We start from the raw sequence: 18,322 nt of genomic DNA on the forward strand, positions 1-18,322 counted from the left end.
GTCAGGCCGCTCCCGCGCTCTTGAGGCAATGGGCCACATGCTCGACGAGCCGGCCGACGGTGAGCTCGATGATGTCCTCGAGCTCCATGGAGGCCACGAACTCGGCGAAGTTGACCGCGCGCCCGTACCGTTCCTCCAGATGGCCGGCCAGGGTGACCAGGTCGATGCTCTCGAACTCCAGGTCCCTGCCGAAACGGGTCTCCATGCCGATGTCGGTGTCGTCGAGCCCGTCGTCCTCGAGGACCAGTCCGATCATGGCGGTGATATCGGCGAGAATCTCGTCCTGATCCGCTCGTAACGGGCCCGCAGGCTGTGTCGTGGTCATGCCCTGTCCTCCTTGTCTCCGTCCTGCCCCGGCCCCCCGGTCCATGCCACGACGTAGGCGCGCGCCGGCAGCCCCGGAGGATTGGTCACCTGCTCACAGCGGACCCGGTGACTGCGCACCGGCACACCCGAGGCGGTGCGCACCTCGACCGTCAGCAGGTCCTGTGCCGCCTCCACCACCCGGAAGTCCTTGGGACGGCCGGCGAATCCCGTGCCTTCCGCCTTCGCCGCCGCTTCCTTCGCCGTCCAGAAGCGGGTGAACCACAGTGCCCCGGACTCGCCCGTGGCGGTACGGCAGGCGCCGAGCAGATCGCGCTCCGCCTCGCCCAGGGCAGCCGCCAGGGTGGCCTCGGAGGGTTCGGCGATCTCCTCGATGTCGATGCCCGGACCGGGCTGCGCGCCGCCGTCGCCATGGACCGGCGGTCGGGGGGCCACGAGAGCGACGGCCGCCTCGGCCCGGTGGGCGATCGACAGCGCCAGGGGCGGCAGCGTCCGGCCGTGCCGTCCGGCCACCAGGGGGCGGCCGTGCGCGTCGTTGTCCACACTCAGCTCGGCGGGGAAGACGGGGCCCTCGCCCTGCCGCCAGAGCCACCGGCGCACCGCGTCCTTGGCGGCGATCCGGCCCAGCAGCCACTGCCGGCGGCCGCGCGGCGGCTGCTCCGCGTAGGCCGTGCGCTCGCCGCCGCCCAGGAGGTTGCGCATGACCAGATCGCGTGAGGCCAGGTCCGGCCAGCGCTCATGGACCAGCGACCAGCCACCCGTACGGTCCTCGGACAGCGTGTTGCGTTCGGGGAACCGCTCGACCGGCCGGGTGTGCGGGTCGTTGTCGAAGCGGCGGTCCTGCCAGCCGCTCAGCCGCGCCCACACCCTGCCCCGGCACGTCAGCTGGGCGTCGGCCTCGAGAAGCGTGTCGGTGAGCGAGGTGATCCGGACCAGGCATTCCAGCGGGGTGCCGGACGGGGGCGGCGGGCCGTAGAACCGCATGTGCCGCATCCGTACGGGGAACACCACGGTGCGCTCGGCGGCGGTCGCCATGATCCAGTAGCCGAGGACCTGACCGACGTTGTCGAGCAGCGCCCCCGGCGCGGGCGGTGTGGTGAGCACGGCGCGGACGTGCCCGGCTCCGATACCGGTCAGCTCGGTGACGCCCTGGTACGCCGGCCCGTGGAACATCCAGCGCTCGTCGTACAACTGGGCCGCGGTGTGGCCGGGCAGGCGTTCGTCGGGGAACTCGGTCCGGTCCCAGGCGGGCGGCGGCGCCGGGAAGCGCTCGGCGAGTGCCACCGTCGCCCGTGCGTGCGGACCGAAGGACACCGCGACCCGGTCACGCTCCGCCGGAGCCACGGTGACGGTGACGTCCGTCGGCTCCGTGGCGGTCAGCCAGCGGTCGAATCTGGCGTCGTGCACCGCGACCGCCCGCATCCCCGGGGCGCTCCGCTCGGCCGCCTCCAGCAGATGGTGGACGATCGTGGTGGCCGGGACGACCGGCCAGCGGTCCGCCACATCGGGCCAGCCCGGCCGCTGCCGGAAGAAGCAGTGGTCGAGCAGATACGGCATGGCTTCGGTGCCGACGCGGACCGTGACCGCGAAGGGAGTCGCCGACGGGCCGGCGGGGGGTGCCGCAGGAGGCCGGGGTGGTCCGTGCACCGGGGCCTCATGGGCGGGAGCGGCCGGCCGGCGGGGCGGCGCCGACGGCCGCCTTGCGGGGGAGCGGGGCGGTGGGGAGGTGTACCCGGCCGCCGTGATCAGCTCGGCGGCGGTGGCGGCGGTGTCCCGCATCAGCGCCGTGAGTTCGGCGAGTACGGGGAAGCGCGCGGTCGCGGAGGCGGACAGGGGCACGTCCCCGGACAGGGAAGTGGCGGTCTCCACCCCGGCCGGTGGGAGTACGGAGCCGGGAAGGACCGCGGAGTCCCCCGCGGCCGCCGGTATGCGCACGGGGCCGGGGAACCGCGGATGGTCCGGCAGCAGAGCGGGACGCAGCTCGGCGAGAACGTGCCGGTCCAGCGAGACCAGCGGTGCGCTCAGATCGAGACGTATCGGTGCGGGCGCCTTCCTTCCCGGGGCGCCTGCAGCGCTCGTGAGGGCGGTAGCGGCTCCCGTGGCCGGGCCGCCGTCCGCCCCTGAGTGTCGTACCGCCCCGTTCCAGGTGGCAGGGCGGTCGATCACGTCCGGTCGTACCGCCGCACCCACGGTCCACAGCGCCAGCGCCACCCGCCGCAGCTGCGCCAGACCCGAACGATGCGGCGAGTTGGCCGCGACGACCAGGTGGTCCTGCCCGGCCAGCGTGTCGTCGATCAGCGACCCCAGCTGACCGGTCCCGACCTGCACGAACGCCCGGAAGCCGGCCGCGTACAGAGCCTGCGTCAGCTGGCGGAAGCGGACCGGTTCCAGCAGATGGCGGACGAAGAGCGCCCGGATGTCCGCCTCGTCATCGGGGAACGGCGTCGCCGTGGTGCCCGACCAGACCGGGACCGCCGGGCGGTGCAGTGCGAACCGCTCGGCGGCCGCGCGGAACGGGCCCAGGCAGGGCTCGAGCATGGGCGTGTGGAAGCCGGAGCGGAACGGCAGCACCCGGCAGAGCACTCCTTCGGCCCGGAGCGAGCCGACGAACGCCTCCACCGCGTCCGCTGGACCGCACACCATCGACTGGCGGGGCGCGTTGTCATGGGAGAGCGTCACCGGAAGCCCTGTGGCCCGGCGCGCGTCCTCGACCTGCCGTGCCGAGGCACCGACGGCCGCGAAGGAGAGGTCCGGGACCGTCACGGTGTCGGGATCGAGCGAGGTCATGAAGTCGTCGACGGCCTGCCCGTCGTACATTCCGGCCGCCGCCATCGCCGTCCACTCGCCGATGCTGTGCCCGGCCACCGCGCCGGGCACGATCCCCATCCGGCGCAGTGCCCCGTCCAGCAGCCGCCCCACGGCGACGACGCCCAGCCCGTGCCGGCCGATGTCACCGACCTCGGCCGCCGCCTCCGTGCCGGGTGAACCGGGCGCGGTCAGTGCGAAGTGCTCGGCGATCCCGTCGACGCGGGGTTCGAAGTCGCTTTCGAGCCCCGGGAAGACGAAGGCGATACGGCCGCCATGGTCGCCACCGAGCAGCGGACGGGGGGCGAACCAGACGTCATTGCGCCCCTGCCAGGCGCGCCCCTTGGCGGCCGTCCTCCGTGCGAGTATCAGCCGTCTGGGTGTCGGATCGACGATCGCCAGACGGCTCCCGCCCCCCGTCTGCGCGGTGTGCCCGTCCAGCCCGGAGGCCAGGACGGTCGTGTCGTCGGTGTCCAGAAGGGCGGCCAGCCGCTCCGGGGTGTGGGCGGCGAGGAGCAGCACCCGCTCCGGCTCGGCCACGGACAGGGCCCCGGCGCCCACTGCTCGGGTCAGGCCGCCGGACCCTTCCGCGGTCACGGGTGCGACGGGAGCCCCGCTGCCCCGGGACGACGCGCCCGGCTGTGCTCGCGGCGCAGTGAACGCGCCTTCATTCGGGGGCTGTTCGAGTACGACATGGGCGTTGACGCCGCCGAAACCGAAGGCGTTCACCGCCGCCCGGCGCGGGTGGCCGGACCCGGTCTCCCAGGGGGCGGGCCGCGCCAGCGGACGGAAACGGGTGTCCGCGAGAGCGGGATGGGGATCGTCGCAGTGCAGAGTGGGCAGCAGCATCCCGTGGTGCACGGCGAGCGCCGCCTTGACCAGGCCGGCCACTCCCGCGGCGGGCATGGCGTGGCCGATCATCGACTTCACCGAACCGATGACGGGCCGGTCATCCGGGCCGGTCTCCTGCCGGGCGACTGGAGGTCCGAACACCTCGGCGAGCGTACGGAGTTCGGCCGCGTCACCGGCTGGTGTTGCCGTGCCGTGCGCCTCCAGCAGACCGAGGGAGCCCGGGGCCGCGGGGTCCAGCCCGGCCGCCCGCCAGGCCAGCCGCACCGCGCGGATCTGGCCACCCGGATCGGGGCTGGCCGGCCCGGCCGTGCGGCCGTCGCTGCTCACGGCCGTGCCCCGGATCACCGCGTAGACCCGGTCCCCGTCCCGCTGGGCGTCGGCCAGCCGCTTCAGCACCACCACTCCGGTGCCCTCGCCGATCAGGATGCCGTCGGCGCCGCGATGGAACGGCCGGATCCGCTGACTCGGCGAGAGTGCGCGCAGTTGTGAGAAGACGCTCCAGAGAGTGATGTCGTGGCAGTGGTGCACCCCGCCGGCGAGCATCAGGTCGCAGCGGCCGGAGGCGAGTTCGGCGACCGCCTGGTCCACGGCGACGAGCGAGGACGCGCACGCGGCGTCCACCGTGTAGGCGGGGCCCCGCAGATCGAGCCGGTTGGCCAGCCGCGAGGCGGCGAGGTTGGGAACGAGCCCGATCGCGTTCTCCGGCCGGTCGGGCCCCAGCCGCTCGGTGAAGGCCTCGCGCACGCGGGCGAGTTGGCCGTCGTCCAGACCGGGCAGCAGCTCGCCCAGTGTGCGTACGAGCTGCCCGGCCGTGCGCACCCGCTGATCGAGCCGGACGAGGCCGGGGGTCAGATAGCCGCCTCTCCCCAGCACCACACCGACCCGGTCCCGTCCCGGCAGCCGCTCCTCGCCCCCGGCGTCCGCGAGGGCGGCCGCCGCCACATGCAGCGCGATCAACTGATCGGGCTCCGTGCCGGAGACCGAGCTGGGCATGATGCCGAACCGCGTCACGTCGACATCCGTCAACGAGTCCACGAAGCCGCCCCGGCGGCAGTAGACCCGGTCCGCCGACGACGGCCCGGTGGCAGCGTCCGGGTGGTAGTACTCCGCGTCCCAGCGCCCTTCCGGCACCTCGCCGATGGCATCGACGCCGGTGACGAGATTGCGCCAGTACGTGGCCAGGTCCGGTGCACCGGGCAGCAGCACGGCCATCCCGGTGATGGCGACCGGGACGGCCCGGTACGCATGCCCGCGCGTACCGCGCACACCGCGGGAGTCGTTCCCGCCCCGTGCCGTACCGCCGTTCGCCCAGCCGTCGGCCATCTCACCACTCCGACGCGGTGTGGACGACGGCAGTGGCGCTCTCATCGCCCCAGGCCAGCTCCTTCAGCAGGGCGAGCGGCCCCTCCTCGGGGTCGATCAGGGAGATCCCGCGCCGGGTGTACGCACGGGCGAGCTCGGGGCCGACCATGCCCACGTGGAGCCCGGAAGGCGCCCACGGGCCCCAGTGCACGGTCAGTGCCCGGCGCCCGGTGCGCGTCCTCCAGTGCTCGCCGAGGCTCTCCAGGGCGTCGTTCGCCGCGGCGTAGTCCGCCTGGCCGCGATTGCCCAGTACGGCGGCGATGCTGCCGAACAGCACGACGAACGAGGGGCCTTCGGGAAGCTCGTCGACCGCGGACAGCAGGGACGCGGCACCGGAGACCTTGGTGTCGTACACCCGCTCGAAGGACTCCGCGGACTTCTCCTCGACGAGCCGGTCCTCGATGACGCCCGCGGCGTGGATCACCGCGTCGAGCCGGCCGTGATCGGCGTGGATCTCCTTCACCGCCTGGAGCACCGCCGCGGGGTCACGGCAGTCGACGCTGCGGTAGCGGGCGCGGCTGCCTGCGGTTTCGAGAGCGGCCAGGGTGGCGGCGATCTCGCGCTGGGCGAGGATCAGTTCGGCGGCGCGGGCGATCCCGGCGGGCGATCCGTGCCCGCCGCGTGCGGCGAGCAGGCCGCACAGGGCGGTCCTGTCCGCTGCCGCCGCGATCTGCGGATCCTCCGGCCCGGCCGGGGCGGGTGTGCGGCCCAGCAGTTCGATGCGGCAGCGGGAGGCCCGGGCGAGCGCGGTGGCGAAGGCGGCCGTGATCCCGCGTGCTCCGCCGGTGAGCACGACGACCGCGTCCCGGTCGAGCCCGAGGGCCGCCGCTTCGGACGCCCCGTCGCCGGCCGGTCCCGCTCCGGTCGATGCGAGCGGACCCAGCGGTGCCTCGGAGAGCTCCAGACCGGCCCGTCCGGCGGCTCCGCGCACCACAACCGGTGTGTCCACGGGGGCCGTCAGCTCCTCGAGCAGGGCGGCGACGACGGCGTCCGGCCCGAGCCGCCCGGGCAGGCCGGCCGTGTCCAGGTCGACGACCGAGGCCGATGTCCCGGGGTATTCGCGGGCGATGCTGCGCATCAGCCCGCGCAGCCCCGCGGTCCGCTCGGCGGGCCGTCCGTCCTCGGCGTACCGCGCGACGAGCAGCCGGCCGGGGCGGCAGCGCAGCGCGGCCTGGACGACGGGGAACGCGCCGGGCAGCACGGGCGGGCCGGACACCGCGAGCGGATCGAGGAGAAGCACCCCGTCCAGCGGCTCGGCCGGCCCCCCGTCCGGCCGCGAAAGCACATGCCCGGCTTCGTGGACGGTCGCGGTCGCACCGTACCGGCGCAGTGCCTCCGCCAGTGCCGCGGCCGTGCCCGTCCGTGCGCCGTCGCCGTCGCCGAGCAGGGCGAAGCGCCGCCCGGTGAGACCGGTCGCCTCGGGCGGTGGGGCCTTCGGCAGGGAGACCGGCCGCAGCAGGAACCGTCGGGGCGTGGCCACCGCGAAAGGCGGCGACCCGGGGCCCCCGGTGGCATGCAGGCTGTTGTCCGACGCGTGGGCCGAGGGGGGTTCGCCGCCACCCGCGGCGACCGCGGACGTGTTCGGGGGCCGCCCCTCCGCGCCGGCGGATTCCGCTGCGGCGACGGCGGTTCCGGCCGGCCCCGTGGTGGATCCGCCGGGTGCCGGGACGGCGGCCGCGCCGGTGCCGGAGGTGCCCCCGGATGCGTCCGACGACGGGAGAGGAGCGGGAGCCGCCGCGTCCCCGGCGGTGGCCGCGAGGGCGGCGATCCGGCCGGCCAGCGCCTCGGCGGTCCTCGCCTTGGCCAGCTCTTCCATGGCGGAGTCGTCCAGTGCGGCCGTGTCCGCCGTCACCACACCGGCGGCGGCCAGCCGGCCCGCGAGCTCGCCCACGATCTCGGTCCGCTTGATCGAGTCGATGCTCAGGTCCGCTTCGAGATCGAGCCCTGGCTCGACCATGTCCGCCGGATAGCCGGTGCGTTCGCTGATGATCTCGACCACCATCCGCAGCACGTCGTGCTCGGACGGCGCCGGTGCCGGGAGGGCGGCGTCACCGGGCCCCGGGGCGGGGGCCGTCCCCGCGGCCCGCCCGGTGCCGTGCGCCGGTAACCCCTCCGCCCAGGGCTGTGCGGAAGCGGGCACCTCGGTCACGGCCGCCGCCTGTGTGGTCCCCGCCGCCGGGTCCGCGGGCGCGGGCGGGGCCGTGCCACCTGTGGCCTGGCCACCGAAGTACGTCAGCAGGACATCACGCTGCGCCGCCACCATCTCCCGGCTGGTCCGCAGGAATTCGGCGATCAGAGCGTCCTGACGGGCCGAGGCGTCCTCGGCCGCGCCCTCGGAGTGGTTCGTCGTCACAGTCGTCTCCACGACACGTCGGGCCGGCGCCAGCGCACCGGGCAGCAGGTCACCGGACGCGGTGCGGACCAGATGCCCGTCGACCGTCCAGCCCGGCGGCCGTACGCCGGTGGCGCGAGCGGGGTCGACGGCGTCGCGCCCGCGGAACATCCAGCCGGTACGGACCGGCAGTCCGGCGACCGCGAGCCGGGCGAGGGCGTCCAGCAGCCCCGGCAGACCGCTGTCCGGGCGGGGTTCGCAGGCGACGGTGAGGTGGGGCCGGTCGCCGAGGATGGCGGCCACCAACCGGGTCAGCACCCGGCCGGGACCGGCTTCGACGAAGACCCTGGCACCGGCGGCGTACATCGCCTCGATCTGGTCGGCGAACCGGACCGGAGCACCGATCTGCGCGGCCAGTTCCGCACGGATCGCCTCGGACCCCTCCTCATACGGGAGCGCCGTGCGGTTGGCCCACACCGGGAACTCCGGTGACCGTACGGTGTGTTCGGCCAGCGCCCGTGCGAAGCGCTCCGCCGCCCCCGCGACCAGCGGACTGTGGAAGGCACAGGCCACCGGGAGACGCTTGGCTCCGAGACCCGCCCCGCGCAGCAGCCGTACCGCGGTGTCCACGGCAGCGGTCGGCCCCGAGACGACCGTCTGCCGTGGTGCGTTGTGATTCGCGATGACCAGACCGTCGCCCGGGCCGGCCGCACCCGCCGTGGCGAGGGCCCGTTCGACGTCGGCGGCGGATGCGGACACAGCGGCCATGGCGCCGGGATCGTCCCCGGCGGAGGCGAGGATCGCCGTGGCGCGTTCCCTGCTCAGGGCGAGCAGGGACTCCGGGTCGACGGTGCCCGCCGCACACAGGGCGACCAGTTCGCCGTAGCTGTGACCTGCCGCCATGTCCGGGGCGACGCCCGCCCGGGTGAGCAGCGCATGGGCGGCGAGGCCGACCATGCCGAGGGCCGGCTGGGCGGCCCTGGTGTCGGTGAGCGCGGCTTTCAGACGTGCCCGTGCGGCGTCGTCGAAGGCGGCCGGCGGATGGAGTACGGCGGCGGTGTCGCCGCCGGCGGCGAGCAGATGGTGCAGGCCGGGGAAGGCGGCGAAGACGTCCGCGAACATCCCGGGGCGCTGGCTGCCCTGTCCGGGGAAGAGGAAGGCCACCTTGGCCCCGGTGCCGGTCGTGCTTGCGGTCCCGGTCCCGGGACCGTCGGCCGCCTCCGCGAGGTGGATGCCCGCGGCCGGGTCGTGTTCACCGGCGATCGCCCGCCGCAGCCGGTCGCACAGCCGCACCGGATCCTCGGCCACGACGGCGATCCGCACCGGGCCGTGTGCCGCTTCGCTCCGCCGTGAGGCAGCCGCCGCCAGGTCGCGCAGCCGCCACCGCCGGGGGCCGTCCGCACCGGCCGACGCCAGAGCCAGCACCTCCTCGACGGCCCGGTGCGCGGCAGCCAGGTCCGTCCCGCGGAACAGAAACAGCTCGGCGGGCCACGCGTCACGGCCGTGCACCGGAGGCGTCCCGCTGCCGTAGGCGCCCAGCACCACATGGAAGTTGGTGCCACCGAAGCCGAACGCGCTCAGCCCCGCCAGCCGCCGCTCGGGCGGAGCCGCCCACGGCAGGGCCTCACGGTGGAAGACGAACGGGCTGCTGCCTTCCTGCCAGGCGGAGTTGGGCCGCTCCAGATGCAGCGTCGGCGGCCTGATCCCGGTGTGCAGGGCCATCACGGTCTTGATGAGTCCCGCGAGTCCCGCCGCGCACTTGGTGTGCCCGATCTGCGATTTGACCGACCCGAGGACACAACGTCCCGGGTTTGCGCCCGCCGCCTCGAACACCTCGGTGAGAACGCCCAGTTCGGTCCGGTCGCCGACCACGGTGCCGGTCCCGTGCGCCTCCACCAGCCCGACGTCGGCGGGGGAGGTGCCCGCGTTGCGGTGCGCCCGGACCAGTGCCCTGCGCTGGCCCTCCGGACGCGGCGCCGTCAGACCGAGGGAACGGCCGTCACTGGAGCTGCCGACACCCTTGATGACGCCGTAGATCCGGTCGCCGTCGCGCTCGGCGTCGGCCAGCCGCTTGAGCACCACACAGGCCACCCCCTCGCCGAGGGCGATGCCGTCCGCCGAGCTGTCGAACGCCCGCGAACGACCGGTGGGGGAGAGTGCGTGCACCGACGAGAACAGCACGTAGTCGTTGATGCCGTTGTGCAGATCGGCACCCCCGCACAGCATCAGATCGCTGCTGCCCGCGAGAAGTTCCTTGCACGCGACGTCGACCGCGGCGAGCGAGGACGCACAGGCGGCGTCCACGGTGAAGTTGGGCCCGCCGAGGTCCAGCCGGTTGGCGATCCTGCCGGAGATCACATTGGCGAGCATCCCGGGGAACGAGTCCTCGGTCAGTGGGGGCAGTTGCTCCTGAAGTCCGTGTGGAACGGCGCCGTAGTACGAGGGCAGTACGGCCCGCAGAGTGGTCGCGTTGGACAGGTCGCTGCCCGGCTCGGCGCCGAACACCACACCCGCGCGCGAACGGTCGAAGTCCCTGCCGCCCTCGCCGTGTCCCGCGTCCTCCAGGGCCCGCCGGGCGGCCTCCAGGGCCAGCAGCTGAACCGGCTCGATGCTGCCGAGCGATGTGGGAGGTATGCCGTAGCGCAGTGGGTCGAACGGCACCGGCGGAAGGAACCCTCCCCACCGGGAGGCGGTCGCACCACTCGCCCCGGGGCCGTGCACATCCGGATCCCAGCGTTCGCGGGGGACTTCGCCGACGGAGTCGACCCCGTCGAGGACGTTGGCCCAGAAGGCGGCGAGGTCGGGGGCGCCCGGGAACATGCACGCCATGCCGACCACCGCCACGTCCAGTGGCCGGGGTGGCTCCGGTTCGGCGGACGCCGCCGTGTCCGGGCCGAGCCCTGGGCGTCCGCGCAGTACGGCCGACCGCTCGTCGAGGAACCGCGCGGCACCGTCGGCGACCGAGGTGTGCAGATCGGCGACACGGGTGGTGGCCGACCGCAGTACGGCGACCTCGCCGGCCATGAACATGCCCTCGGCCAGCTGGCGTTGCTCGTCCACGGTGGCCAGGGAGCCGTCGCCGGTACGCTCCAGACCCTTGGCCGCGACCCGCAGCCGGCCGACGTTGAGCCGCTCGAGCCGCTCCCACACCTCCCGGTCGCCGAGGCCCTCAGCGCGCAGTCCGGTCTCCAGCGCCCCGAAGGCGTCGCTGAAGGGGCTCGGTACGCACCGGGTCGCATGACCCGGCGCCGTCTCCAGCAGCGCGGTCCGCCCGGCCGCCAGCACCCGCCGCTGGAACAGCGGCTGGACCGCCCCCTGTGCCACGGCTTCTTCGGTGAACAGATACGCCGTTCCCATGAGGACGCCGACGGCGCAGCCGCGTTCGGTCAGCGGCGAGGCGAGGGTCGCGGCCATCGCCGAGGAGCGCTCGTCGTGGATGCCGCCGGCGAGGAACACCTCGATCCGCTCGGCGGTGCCGCGTGCACCGGCCTCGTCGGTGCGCTCCCGTATGCCGTCGAGGAAATCCTCGAGTACGGCGAACTGGGCCTCCCACAGCGGAAAGCTGTTGCGGGGACCGACATGGCCGCCGCACTCGGCGCCCTCGAAGACGAATCTCCGGGCGCCCGCTTCCAGGAACTGCCGCAGCAGCCCGGGCGACGGGACATGCAGGAACGCCTTGATCCCGGCGTCCTCCAGCACCTTCGCCTGCGAGGGTCTTCCGCCGGCGACGATCGCATGGGTCGGGCGGCAGGCCCGTACCGCCTCCAGCTGGGCGGCCCGTGTCTCCTCGGGGGCGAAGCCGAGGATCCCCACGCCCCAGGCTCTGCCGTCGAGGGTCTCGCGGACCTCCTCCAGCATCGTCCGGGCCTGCTCGCCCCCGGCGAGCGCAAGGGCGATGAAGGGCAGGGCCCCGTCGGCGGCGACCGCCGCCGCGAAGCCCGCACGGTCGCTGACCCGGGTCATCGGTCCCTGGGCGACCGGCAGCCGGGTGCCGAGGGCCAGGCTCATCGGCGACCCGGGCCGCAGCATCCGTGCGGCGGTGTCCTCCTGCACCGCCCTGCGTACGGCGCCGACCACGGCGCGCACGGCACGGCCGGTGTCGCCCCAGCGCTCGGCGAAGCGGGTGGCGAGGAACGCGTCCTGGCCCACGGGAAGCGGGAACGGCTCTTCGGCGCCGGCCTTCGCGGTCGCCGGTGCCGTCCCCCGGCGAGGGCGCAGGACCCGGTGACCGTCGACGACCACGGTCTCGGAGCCGTCCGTGGTCCGCAGCAACGCGGCGATGGGCTCGGCCACTTCCGATTCGGCCAGCAGGGCGAGCTGGGTGTCCAGCACCACTCCCGAGGCGCCGCCCACGACCGCGGCGGCCGCGGTGCCCGGCGCGATGCCTCCGCAGGCCCACACCGGGACGCCGGACAGCTCCTCTGCCGCGAGCAGTTGCTGGAGCAGGACGAAGGTACTGAGCTCGCCGACGGGACCCGCGCACTCACTGCCGCGGGCGATCAGTCCGTCGGCCCCGGCCCGGACGGCGCCGAGGGCCGTGTCCAGATCGGTGATCTCGATGAGCAGGCGGTATCCGGGCGGCACCTCGTCACTGCGCCAGGCCGACCCGGGGGCGAGGACCACGGTGTCCGGACCCGAGGAGCCGGAACCCGGGCCGGAGCCGGACGCGTTCGAGCCCGAGCCGGTGGAGGGGACGGACCCGACTGCCGGAGAGTGTCCGGAGCCCGGTGTCCCGTGGCCCCCCGGGCGGGCCGGTGGACCGAGTTCGTCCGGCCGCAGCCGGCAGTGCGGACCGATCCGTACGCCGTAACGGCCGGGAGCCCAGCGGCGCAGCGCGGCCAAGGCATCCCGCGCTCTTCTCCCACCTGCCCCCAGGTCGAGCACTCCGAGCCCGCCGGCGCGGCTGACCGCGGCGGCGAGACGGGCGTCCGGCTCACCGAAGGGGGTGGTTCCGATGACCAGGTCCACGATGTGCTCTGCCGACGTCATAATTCTCCGAATAAGCGTTGGCGTTGCCCGGAGGTTAAATTTCGGTCAATCAGAAGCGCTGGACGTACAGGGTCTCGCAATGCCCGGGAAAAGGAATTCGGGCCGTTCAAGGAACGGCTTGAAGATAGCGTCAGGTTACTCAACGGTCAACCATCGGTAGAGGGATGAATGACCTTGCTCTACGGGTGGCCGCCGAAGTGTGGAGAATTCAGGCACGGCGAAATCGGGCGGCGAGCGCTATGGCTCCCGGCCCATGACCGCCAAGGAAATTGAGCGAGGAAAAGACACGAGGGGGGAGGCGCAGGGGAAGAGGTGGGGGATTCCGGCGGCGCGGCCCGCCATACTGACGCGTCGGCGATGCACTGTCAACATCGTCGCCGGGATTTTCTGACGGTTCATCAGTCAACCTCGGCCGGTGGCGATCAACGCGCGCCCTGCTCGTGCCGTGCGAGGGGTGAGTGCTTTCCGCGGGATCGTCCGCGGGGGTAGGCGCCGGCGTAGCCGGAAAATCCGACCCGGCTGATTTCCGATGGTTCCGCGGGGTCGGGGTGCGGCATTTCCTCGCGGGGGGATCGCGCACCTTGTGCGGGTGATCCGGTGGCCGAATCGAGGCGCCGCGCCGGGCTCCTCGACGGAGCCCGGCGGTGCCGGAAGGGGTGGCCGGCGCGGTACGCCCTGAGCGGGTTCAGGACTGGCGGTCCTTGTTGGCCTTGAGTTTCAGCCACACCTCGCTGAGGGACTTCAGGTCCTCCTCGTCCAGCAGGTCGGTGAACACAGGGGCCAGAGAAGCCCGCCGTGTCTCGTCCGCTTCCGCGAACAGCTCGTGGCCCTCGGGGGTGAGCGACACCTCGACCGAGCGGGCGTCCCGTGCGGACGGAGTGCGTGTGACCAGACCGCGGGCCTGGAGGGCGTCGACGACCCGGGACACCTGGCTGCGGCTGAGCATGGTGCTGTTGCCGAGTACCGATGCCGGTACCGGGTCCGGGCTGGACGCCAGCCAGAGCATGACCTCGAACCAGGAGACGGGGAGGTCGTGCGCCTTGCTGAGGGCGCGGTCCACGCGCTCGGTGAGCACGGTGCCGGCCCAGACCAGGCCGTAGAACGCGTGGTCGGCGACGGGCATCTCGGCCTGCGTGAGCTTCCTTTTCGGCATAGCCTGAGTCTACGGGTTGCGTGTACGCACACATAATGTCTATGGTGTGTGTACACGCACGGATTCGCGTACCGCTTTGCGATCGAAAGGTCCCGCCATGTCCTCCCAGTCCGCCCAGACCTCGCCCGTCGTCCTGATCACCGGCACCTCCTCCGGTATCGGCCTCGCCGCCGCCGTCGCCGCCGCGCAGGCCGGCTGGCGCACCGTCGCGACCCTGCGCGACACCGGTCGTGCCGACGCCCTGCGCAAGGCCGCCGCCGACGCGGGGGTCGAGCTCGACATCCGCCGGCTCGACGTCACCGACCCGGCCTCCGTCACCGCGGCGGTCGACGGAGTGATCGCCGACTACGGCCGGCTCGACGCCGTCGTCAACAACGCGGGAGCCGGGCACCTCGGCACACTGGAGAACGAGTCCGTCGACGACGTCCGTCAGGTGATGGAGGTCAACTTCTTCGGCGTCCTGACCGTCTCCAAGGCCGCCCTGCCGCATCTGCGCGCCTCCCGCGGCCGGCTGATCACCGTCACCAGCGTCGGCGGGATCATCGGCCAGCCGTTCAACGAGGCCTACTGCGCCGCCAAGTTCGCCGTCGAGGGTTACATGGAGAGCCTCGCTCCCGTGCTGGCCGGTCTGGGTGTGAAGGTGTCCGTCGTCGAGCCGGGCGCCGTGGCCACCGAGTTCGTCAACAACATCGACCTCGACATCGAGGGGGAGGTCGCCGCGGCCGGTGTCTACGCCCCCGCCCTGCAGGCGTACATCGACCGCACCGTCGCGCAGTTCCTCAACGGTGCCCAGACTCCGGCGCAGGTCGCCGAGACCGTCATGGAGGCGCTGACCGCGGACAGCCCCGCCTTCCGTCTGCAGACGTCCGACTGGGCCCGTGACTTCACCGGAATCAAGATCGCCGACCTGGACGGTTCCGCGGTGCTCGGCCTCACGGGCGGCTGGGTCGCCCCCTGACCCCCGTGCCGCACACCGCCGGACCGGTCACAGCACTAGGGGGCTTCTGACGGATCTCCGCGGCGTCGCGACGTCCGGCACGCCCCCACGGCCTTACGGCGTGGGAGGTACCCCCACTCGCCGCACCGGCCGAAAGCCCAAGTACGTCCCGTACGAGGGCTTCGGCACCCCGAGAGCACGCACCGGACGCCGCTCCTTCCTCCACGGAGATCCATCAGAAACCCCCTGGTGCTGTGGCCGGATAGGTTTGCCGGGAAGCTCGCGGCGTCCGGTGCGGTGTATCGCAAGGCGGAGAATCGGCCTTGTACTGGATGTACTCGGGTGATTCGACAACGCAGCGAGACGCCGTGCAGGACACCGCGAGCCGGTGAACCTATCCGGTCACAGCACTAGACGGGCGGTCCGGCGTCCGTCGGAAGAGGAGCCGAGCGTGCGCCCGCCCACGCGCCGAGGGCCGTGGCGAGCTGCGCCCGGGAGCGGACGTCCAGCTTCTGGTAGATGCGGGTCAGCCGTGCCTCGACCGTCTTCACGCTGAGGTACAGCCGGGCCGCCGCCTCCTGGTTGCTGGCGCCATGGCCGACCATCTGGGCGAGCCGCAGTTCCGCCTCCGTGAGTGACGACAGGGCTCCGCCGCGGGACGTGGGCGCGGGCTCCGGGGCTCCGGCGGGTGTCTCCTTGGCGAGCGCCAGCCAGGGAGCGGCTCCCGCTCGTTCGAACACGCCGGCCGCGGTCTGCAGCGCGTGCTGCGCGGCGGACCGCCGCCGTCTGCGGCGCTCCACGCGCGCGAGGGCCACCAGCGCCCTTCCCTGCTCCAGCGGCAGTCCGGCCGCGGCGAACTGCTCCGCGGTGCGGGTCAGCAGGACGGCCGCTGCGTCGGGCTTCCCGCCGGCGGCCAGGCGCATCGCCTCGGCGCGGTCGCACCCCAGCAGCACGGACCAGCGGCCCAGGCGCTCCGCGACCGGACGGACGTCGGCGAGCAGGGCCGCCGCCTCGTCCAGCGAGTCGCTCGCCACGAGCGCCTCGGCCAGTTCCTCGTGCCAGCGGAGCATCGAGGGATCCACGGCCGCCTGCGCTCGTTCCCCGGTTTGTACCCGGCGCAGCGTCTCCAGGGCGTTCGTGACGTCTCCCATGACGAGCTGGACCCTGCCGAGCGCGTACAGGCTGCGCGACAGGAAGATGCGGTCGCCTTCCTCGTCGGATGCCTGGGCGCTGCGACGCGCGTAGCTCGCGGCGCGCGCGAAGCTGCCGCCCGCCGTTTCGGCGAGTGCCAGCGCGTACCAGGCGGGTCCGGGGGACAGGCCCGCCTCCAGGGTCAGGGCGAGCGACCGGCCGGCGTGCGAGAGGGCCGCAGCGCAGTGACCCTGCCGGGCCTCGACCTCCGCGAGCGTACGGAACAGCTCGATCGCGTCCTCGACCGAACCCCTGCGCTCCACCAGCGGCAGCAGTGCGTTGAGGTGGTCGCGGGCGTCGGAGAGCCGGTCGTCGAACAGCGCGTGGCGGATGGTGAGGATCTGTGCGGCGCTGCGGATCCCGAGGGGACGCTCGACCAGTTCCAGTTCCCGCGCCTCTTCGAGCACCCGCTCCGCGTCGGGGGTGCCGAGGACGCGTTCCATCCGCGCCTGGACGGTCAGTGCCTTCGTCGCCGTCATCCGGTCGCCCACGGACGCCGCGAGCGCGGCCGAGTCGATCGCGGCCGCGCGGGAGCGCACCGGATCGCCGTCGGCCAGTACGTACTTCACCGCGAGCCGGAGCTGGACGGCGGCCCTGAGGGCCGTGTCGTCCTCCGAGTCCTCCATCGCGTGTACGTAGATCTCGTCGAGCCCCGTGAGCCCCTGGCCGGCCGTGTCCAGCACCGCCAGCCGCGCCCGCACCCGGTCGGCCGGCGAGGCGTCCCGGGCCAGCAGGTCCGTCGCGGCCCGCATGGCCAGATCGGCACGAGCGGCCCTGGCCGCCTCCTCGGCGGCGTCCACGAGCCGTGCGATCCGCTGTGCGCCGTGCCGGCCCGGAGTGGACTCGGCCGCGAGCAGGGCGAGCTCGGCGGCCAGGGCGTTGTTGCCGCGGCGCCGGGCGCTGTCGGCCGCGGTCGCGACCTCCGCGGCCAGCTGCTCGTCCGGGATGTCCGTGGCCAGAGCCCGGTGCCGGATCTCCTCGACGGGGTCGTCGACTACCCGCGCGAGTGCGGCGTGGCCCTCGCTGCGCTCGGTCCAGCAGGCGTCGTGCACCAGGGTCGAGGGCAGGACACCGGCCCGGAAGGCCACGGTGCCGTCCTCGGTGAGCGACACCAGACCCGCGCGTTCCGCCGCCGCCAGATCGGCCTCGGCGGTGGGGCGGCCGGCCCGGCGGATCAGGGAAGCCGTCGGGCGCAGGGCGAGCGCGGCGAGCAGGAGGGTGTCCCGCACGGCCGGTGAGACCAGCCCGAGCAACTGGCGTGACAGATCACGGGCGCGCCCGGATAGCGACAGGGCCTCCGCGTGGTGCACGGGTGTCCGGGCGTCGGCCAGGGAGCGGCCGACGGCGAGCGCGAGCCGCGGATTGCCGCCGCTGGCCTTGTGGATGCGCCCGGCCATCCGGGACGGGAGCCGGTGGTGGATGAGGAGCTCGGCGATGTCGTCGGCGTGCAGGGGCGGTACGAGCAGCACATCGGCTTCGGAGGGCACCCACAGCGGCTCAGGACCGGCGGTCTGCGCGTCGGGGCCGTGCGCCTCGGGGGTCTCGATGGCGATGACCCGCAGCGTGGGCGGGGCCAGATGGAGGGCGAAGCGCAGCAGATCGGCGCTGTCGGCGTCCATGCGCTGGGCCCCGTCGACGACGAGCAGCACCGGTCTGCGCGCGGCGACGGTGCGCAGGATCTGGGCCAGGGCCAGCCGCAGCGCTATGGGGTCCCAGCCGCCCTCAGGAACGGGAGCCTCGCGGCACAGCATGGCGACGGCACTGCGCTGTGGACCGGGCAGCCCTTCGAGGAGGTCGTGGGTGCCGAACGGCCCGAAGGGCGCGGCCGGCGCTCCGGACGGCATCCCGGAATCGGCAGGCCCGGACGGATCCGCGGCGGAGTGGACGGGGCCGTCGGGCCCCGCGGCCGCCCACGATCCACCGCTGCCGAGCGGTCCGGTCGGCGCCGTGGCCGCGGACACGGAGGCGACGAGCGCGGCCGCGGTCGCCCCGGGGATGGCGCGGTCGGCGGGCAGCGTGGCCAGCCACACCACGGCCTCACCACGGGATTCGGCGCGGGCGGCGATCGCCAGCGCGACCTCGGTCTTGCCGACTCCCGCCGAGCCGGTCAGCAGCGCCCGCCCGCGTGCGTGCAGCACCTTCTCGAGGCGGTCGATGACTTCTGCCCGGCCGACAGGCGCGGAGCTGTACCCCTCGGACGTCACGCACCCACCACCCCCTTCCGGCCCTGATCGGGTCCCCTGCCCGTTCGTGCAGTGCCCTGCCCGTTCGTGCAGAGAATACGAACCCCGCCGCCCCCGTCCAGGCCCGGTGTCCGACATGCGGACAGGTCTGGACCGCGAAAACGGCGGGGCGCGCCCGCGGAGCATACCCGCGA

6 protein-coding genes are annotated in these 18,322 nt (G+C 73.7%); 1 reads left to right on the forward strand and 5 read right to left on the reverse strand.

All coding sequences use genetic code 11. The annotated features are described in order from the left end of the window. Nucleotide 1: 1 nt before the first annotated feature. From ACTWOL_RS32430 to ACTWOL_RS32445, 4 genes are all read right to left on the reverse strand, one after another. Entirely contained in the window at nucleotides 2-325 is a 324-nt protein-coding gene (locus tag ACTWOL_RS32430; protein ID WP_474300429.1) for an acyl carrier protein, read from the reverse strand. After that, nucleotides 322-5,304, reverse strand: a complete 4,983-nt coding sequence (locus ACTWOL_RS32435) for a type I polyketide synthase (protein ID WP_474300430.1) — start codon at nucleotides 5,302-5,304, stop codon at nucleotides 322-324. The genes ACTWOL_RS32430 and ACTWOL_RS32435 overlap by 4 nt, the downstream gene beginning before the upstream one ends. Before the next feature lies 1 nt (nucleotide 5,305). Then, nucleotides 5,306-12,664: an SDR family NAD(P)-dependent oxidoreductase gene (locus tag ACTWOL_RS32440; protein ID WP_474300431.1), complete on the reverse strand. Its 7,359-nt coding sequence runs from the start codon at nucleotides 12,662-12,664 to the stop codon at nucleotides 5,306-5,308. 685 nt (nucleotides 12,665-13,349) lie between these two features. After that, nucleotides 13,350-13,817 (reverse strand): MarR family winged helix-turn-helix transcriptional regulator, encoded by a 468-nt coding sequence (locus ACTWOL_RS32445; protein ID WP_474300432.1) that lies wholly within the window; start codon nucleotides 13,815-13,817, stop codon nucleotides 13,350-13,352. Nucleotides 13,818-13,914: 97 nt separating this feature from the next. Between ACTWOL_RS32445 and ACTWOL_RS32450 the strand changes: the two genes are divergently transcribed. After that, nucleotides 13,915-14,775, forward strand: coding sequence for an SDR family oxidoreductase (locus ACTWOL_RS32450; protein WP_474300433.1), 861 nt, complete (start codon nucleotides 13,915-13,917; stop codon nucleotides 14,773-14,775). 389 nt (nucleotides 14,776-15,164) lie between these two features. Here the strand turns inward: ACTWOL_RS32450 and ACTWOL_RS32455 are convergent, their stop codons facing one another. Further along, nucleotides 15,165-18,149, reverse strand: coding sequence for a helix-turn-helix transcriptional regulator (locus tag ACTWOL_RS32455; RefSeq protein WP_474300434.1), 2,985 nt, complete (start codon nucleotides 18,147-18,149; stop codon nucleotides 15,165-15,167). Nucleotides 18,150-18,322 lie beyond the last annotated feature (173 nt).

This window comes from Micromonospora sp. IBHARD003 (assembly GCF_056106285.1).

Coding starts and splice junctions, on each gene's coding strand:
- ACTWOL_RS32430 (WP_474300429.1), bottom strand. CDS start 325: ATGACCACGACACAGCCTGCGGGCCCGTTACGAGCGGATCAGGACGAG.
- ACTWOL_RS32435 (WP_474300430.1), bottom strand. CDS start 5,304: ATGGCCGACGGCTGGGCGAACGGCGGTACGGCACGGGGCGGGAACGAC.
- ACTWOL_RS32445 (WP_474300432.1), bottom strand. CDS start 13,817: ATGCCGAAAAGGAAGCTCACGCAGGCCGAGATGCCCGTCGCCGACCAC.
- ACTWOL_RS32450 (WP_474300433.1), top strand. CDS start 13,915: ATGTCCTCCCAGTCCGCCCAGACCTCGCCCGTCGTCCTGATCACCGGC.
- ACTWOL_RS32440 (WP_474300431.1), bottom strand. CDS start 12,664: ATGACGTCGGCAGAGCACATCGTGGACCTGGTCATCGGAACCACCCCC.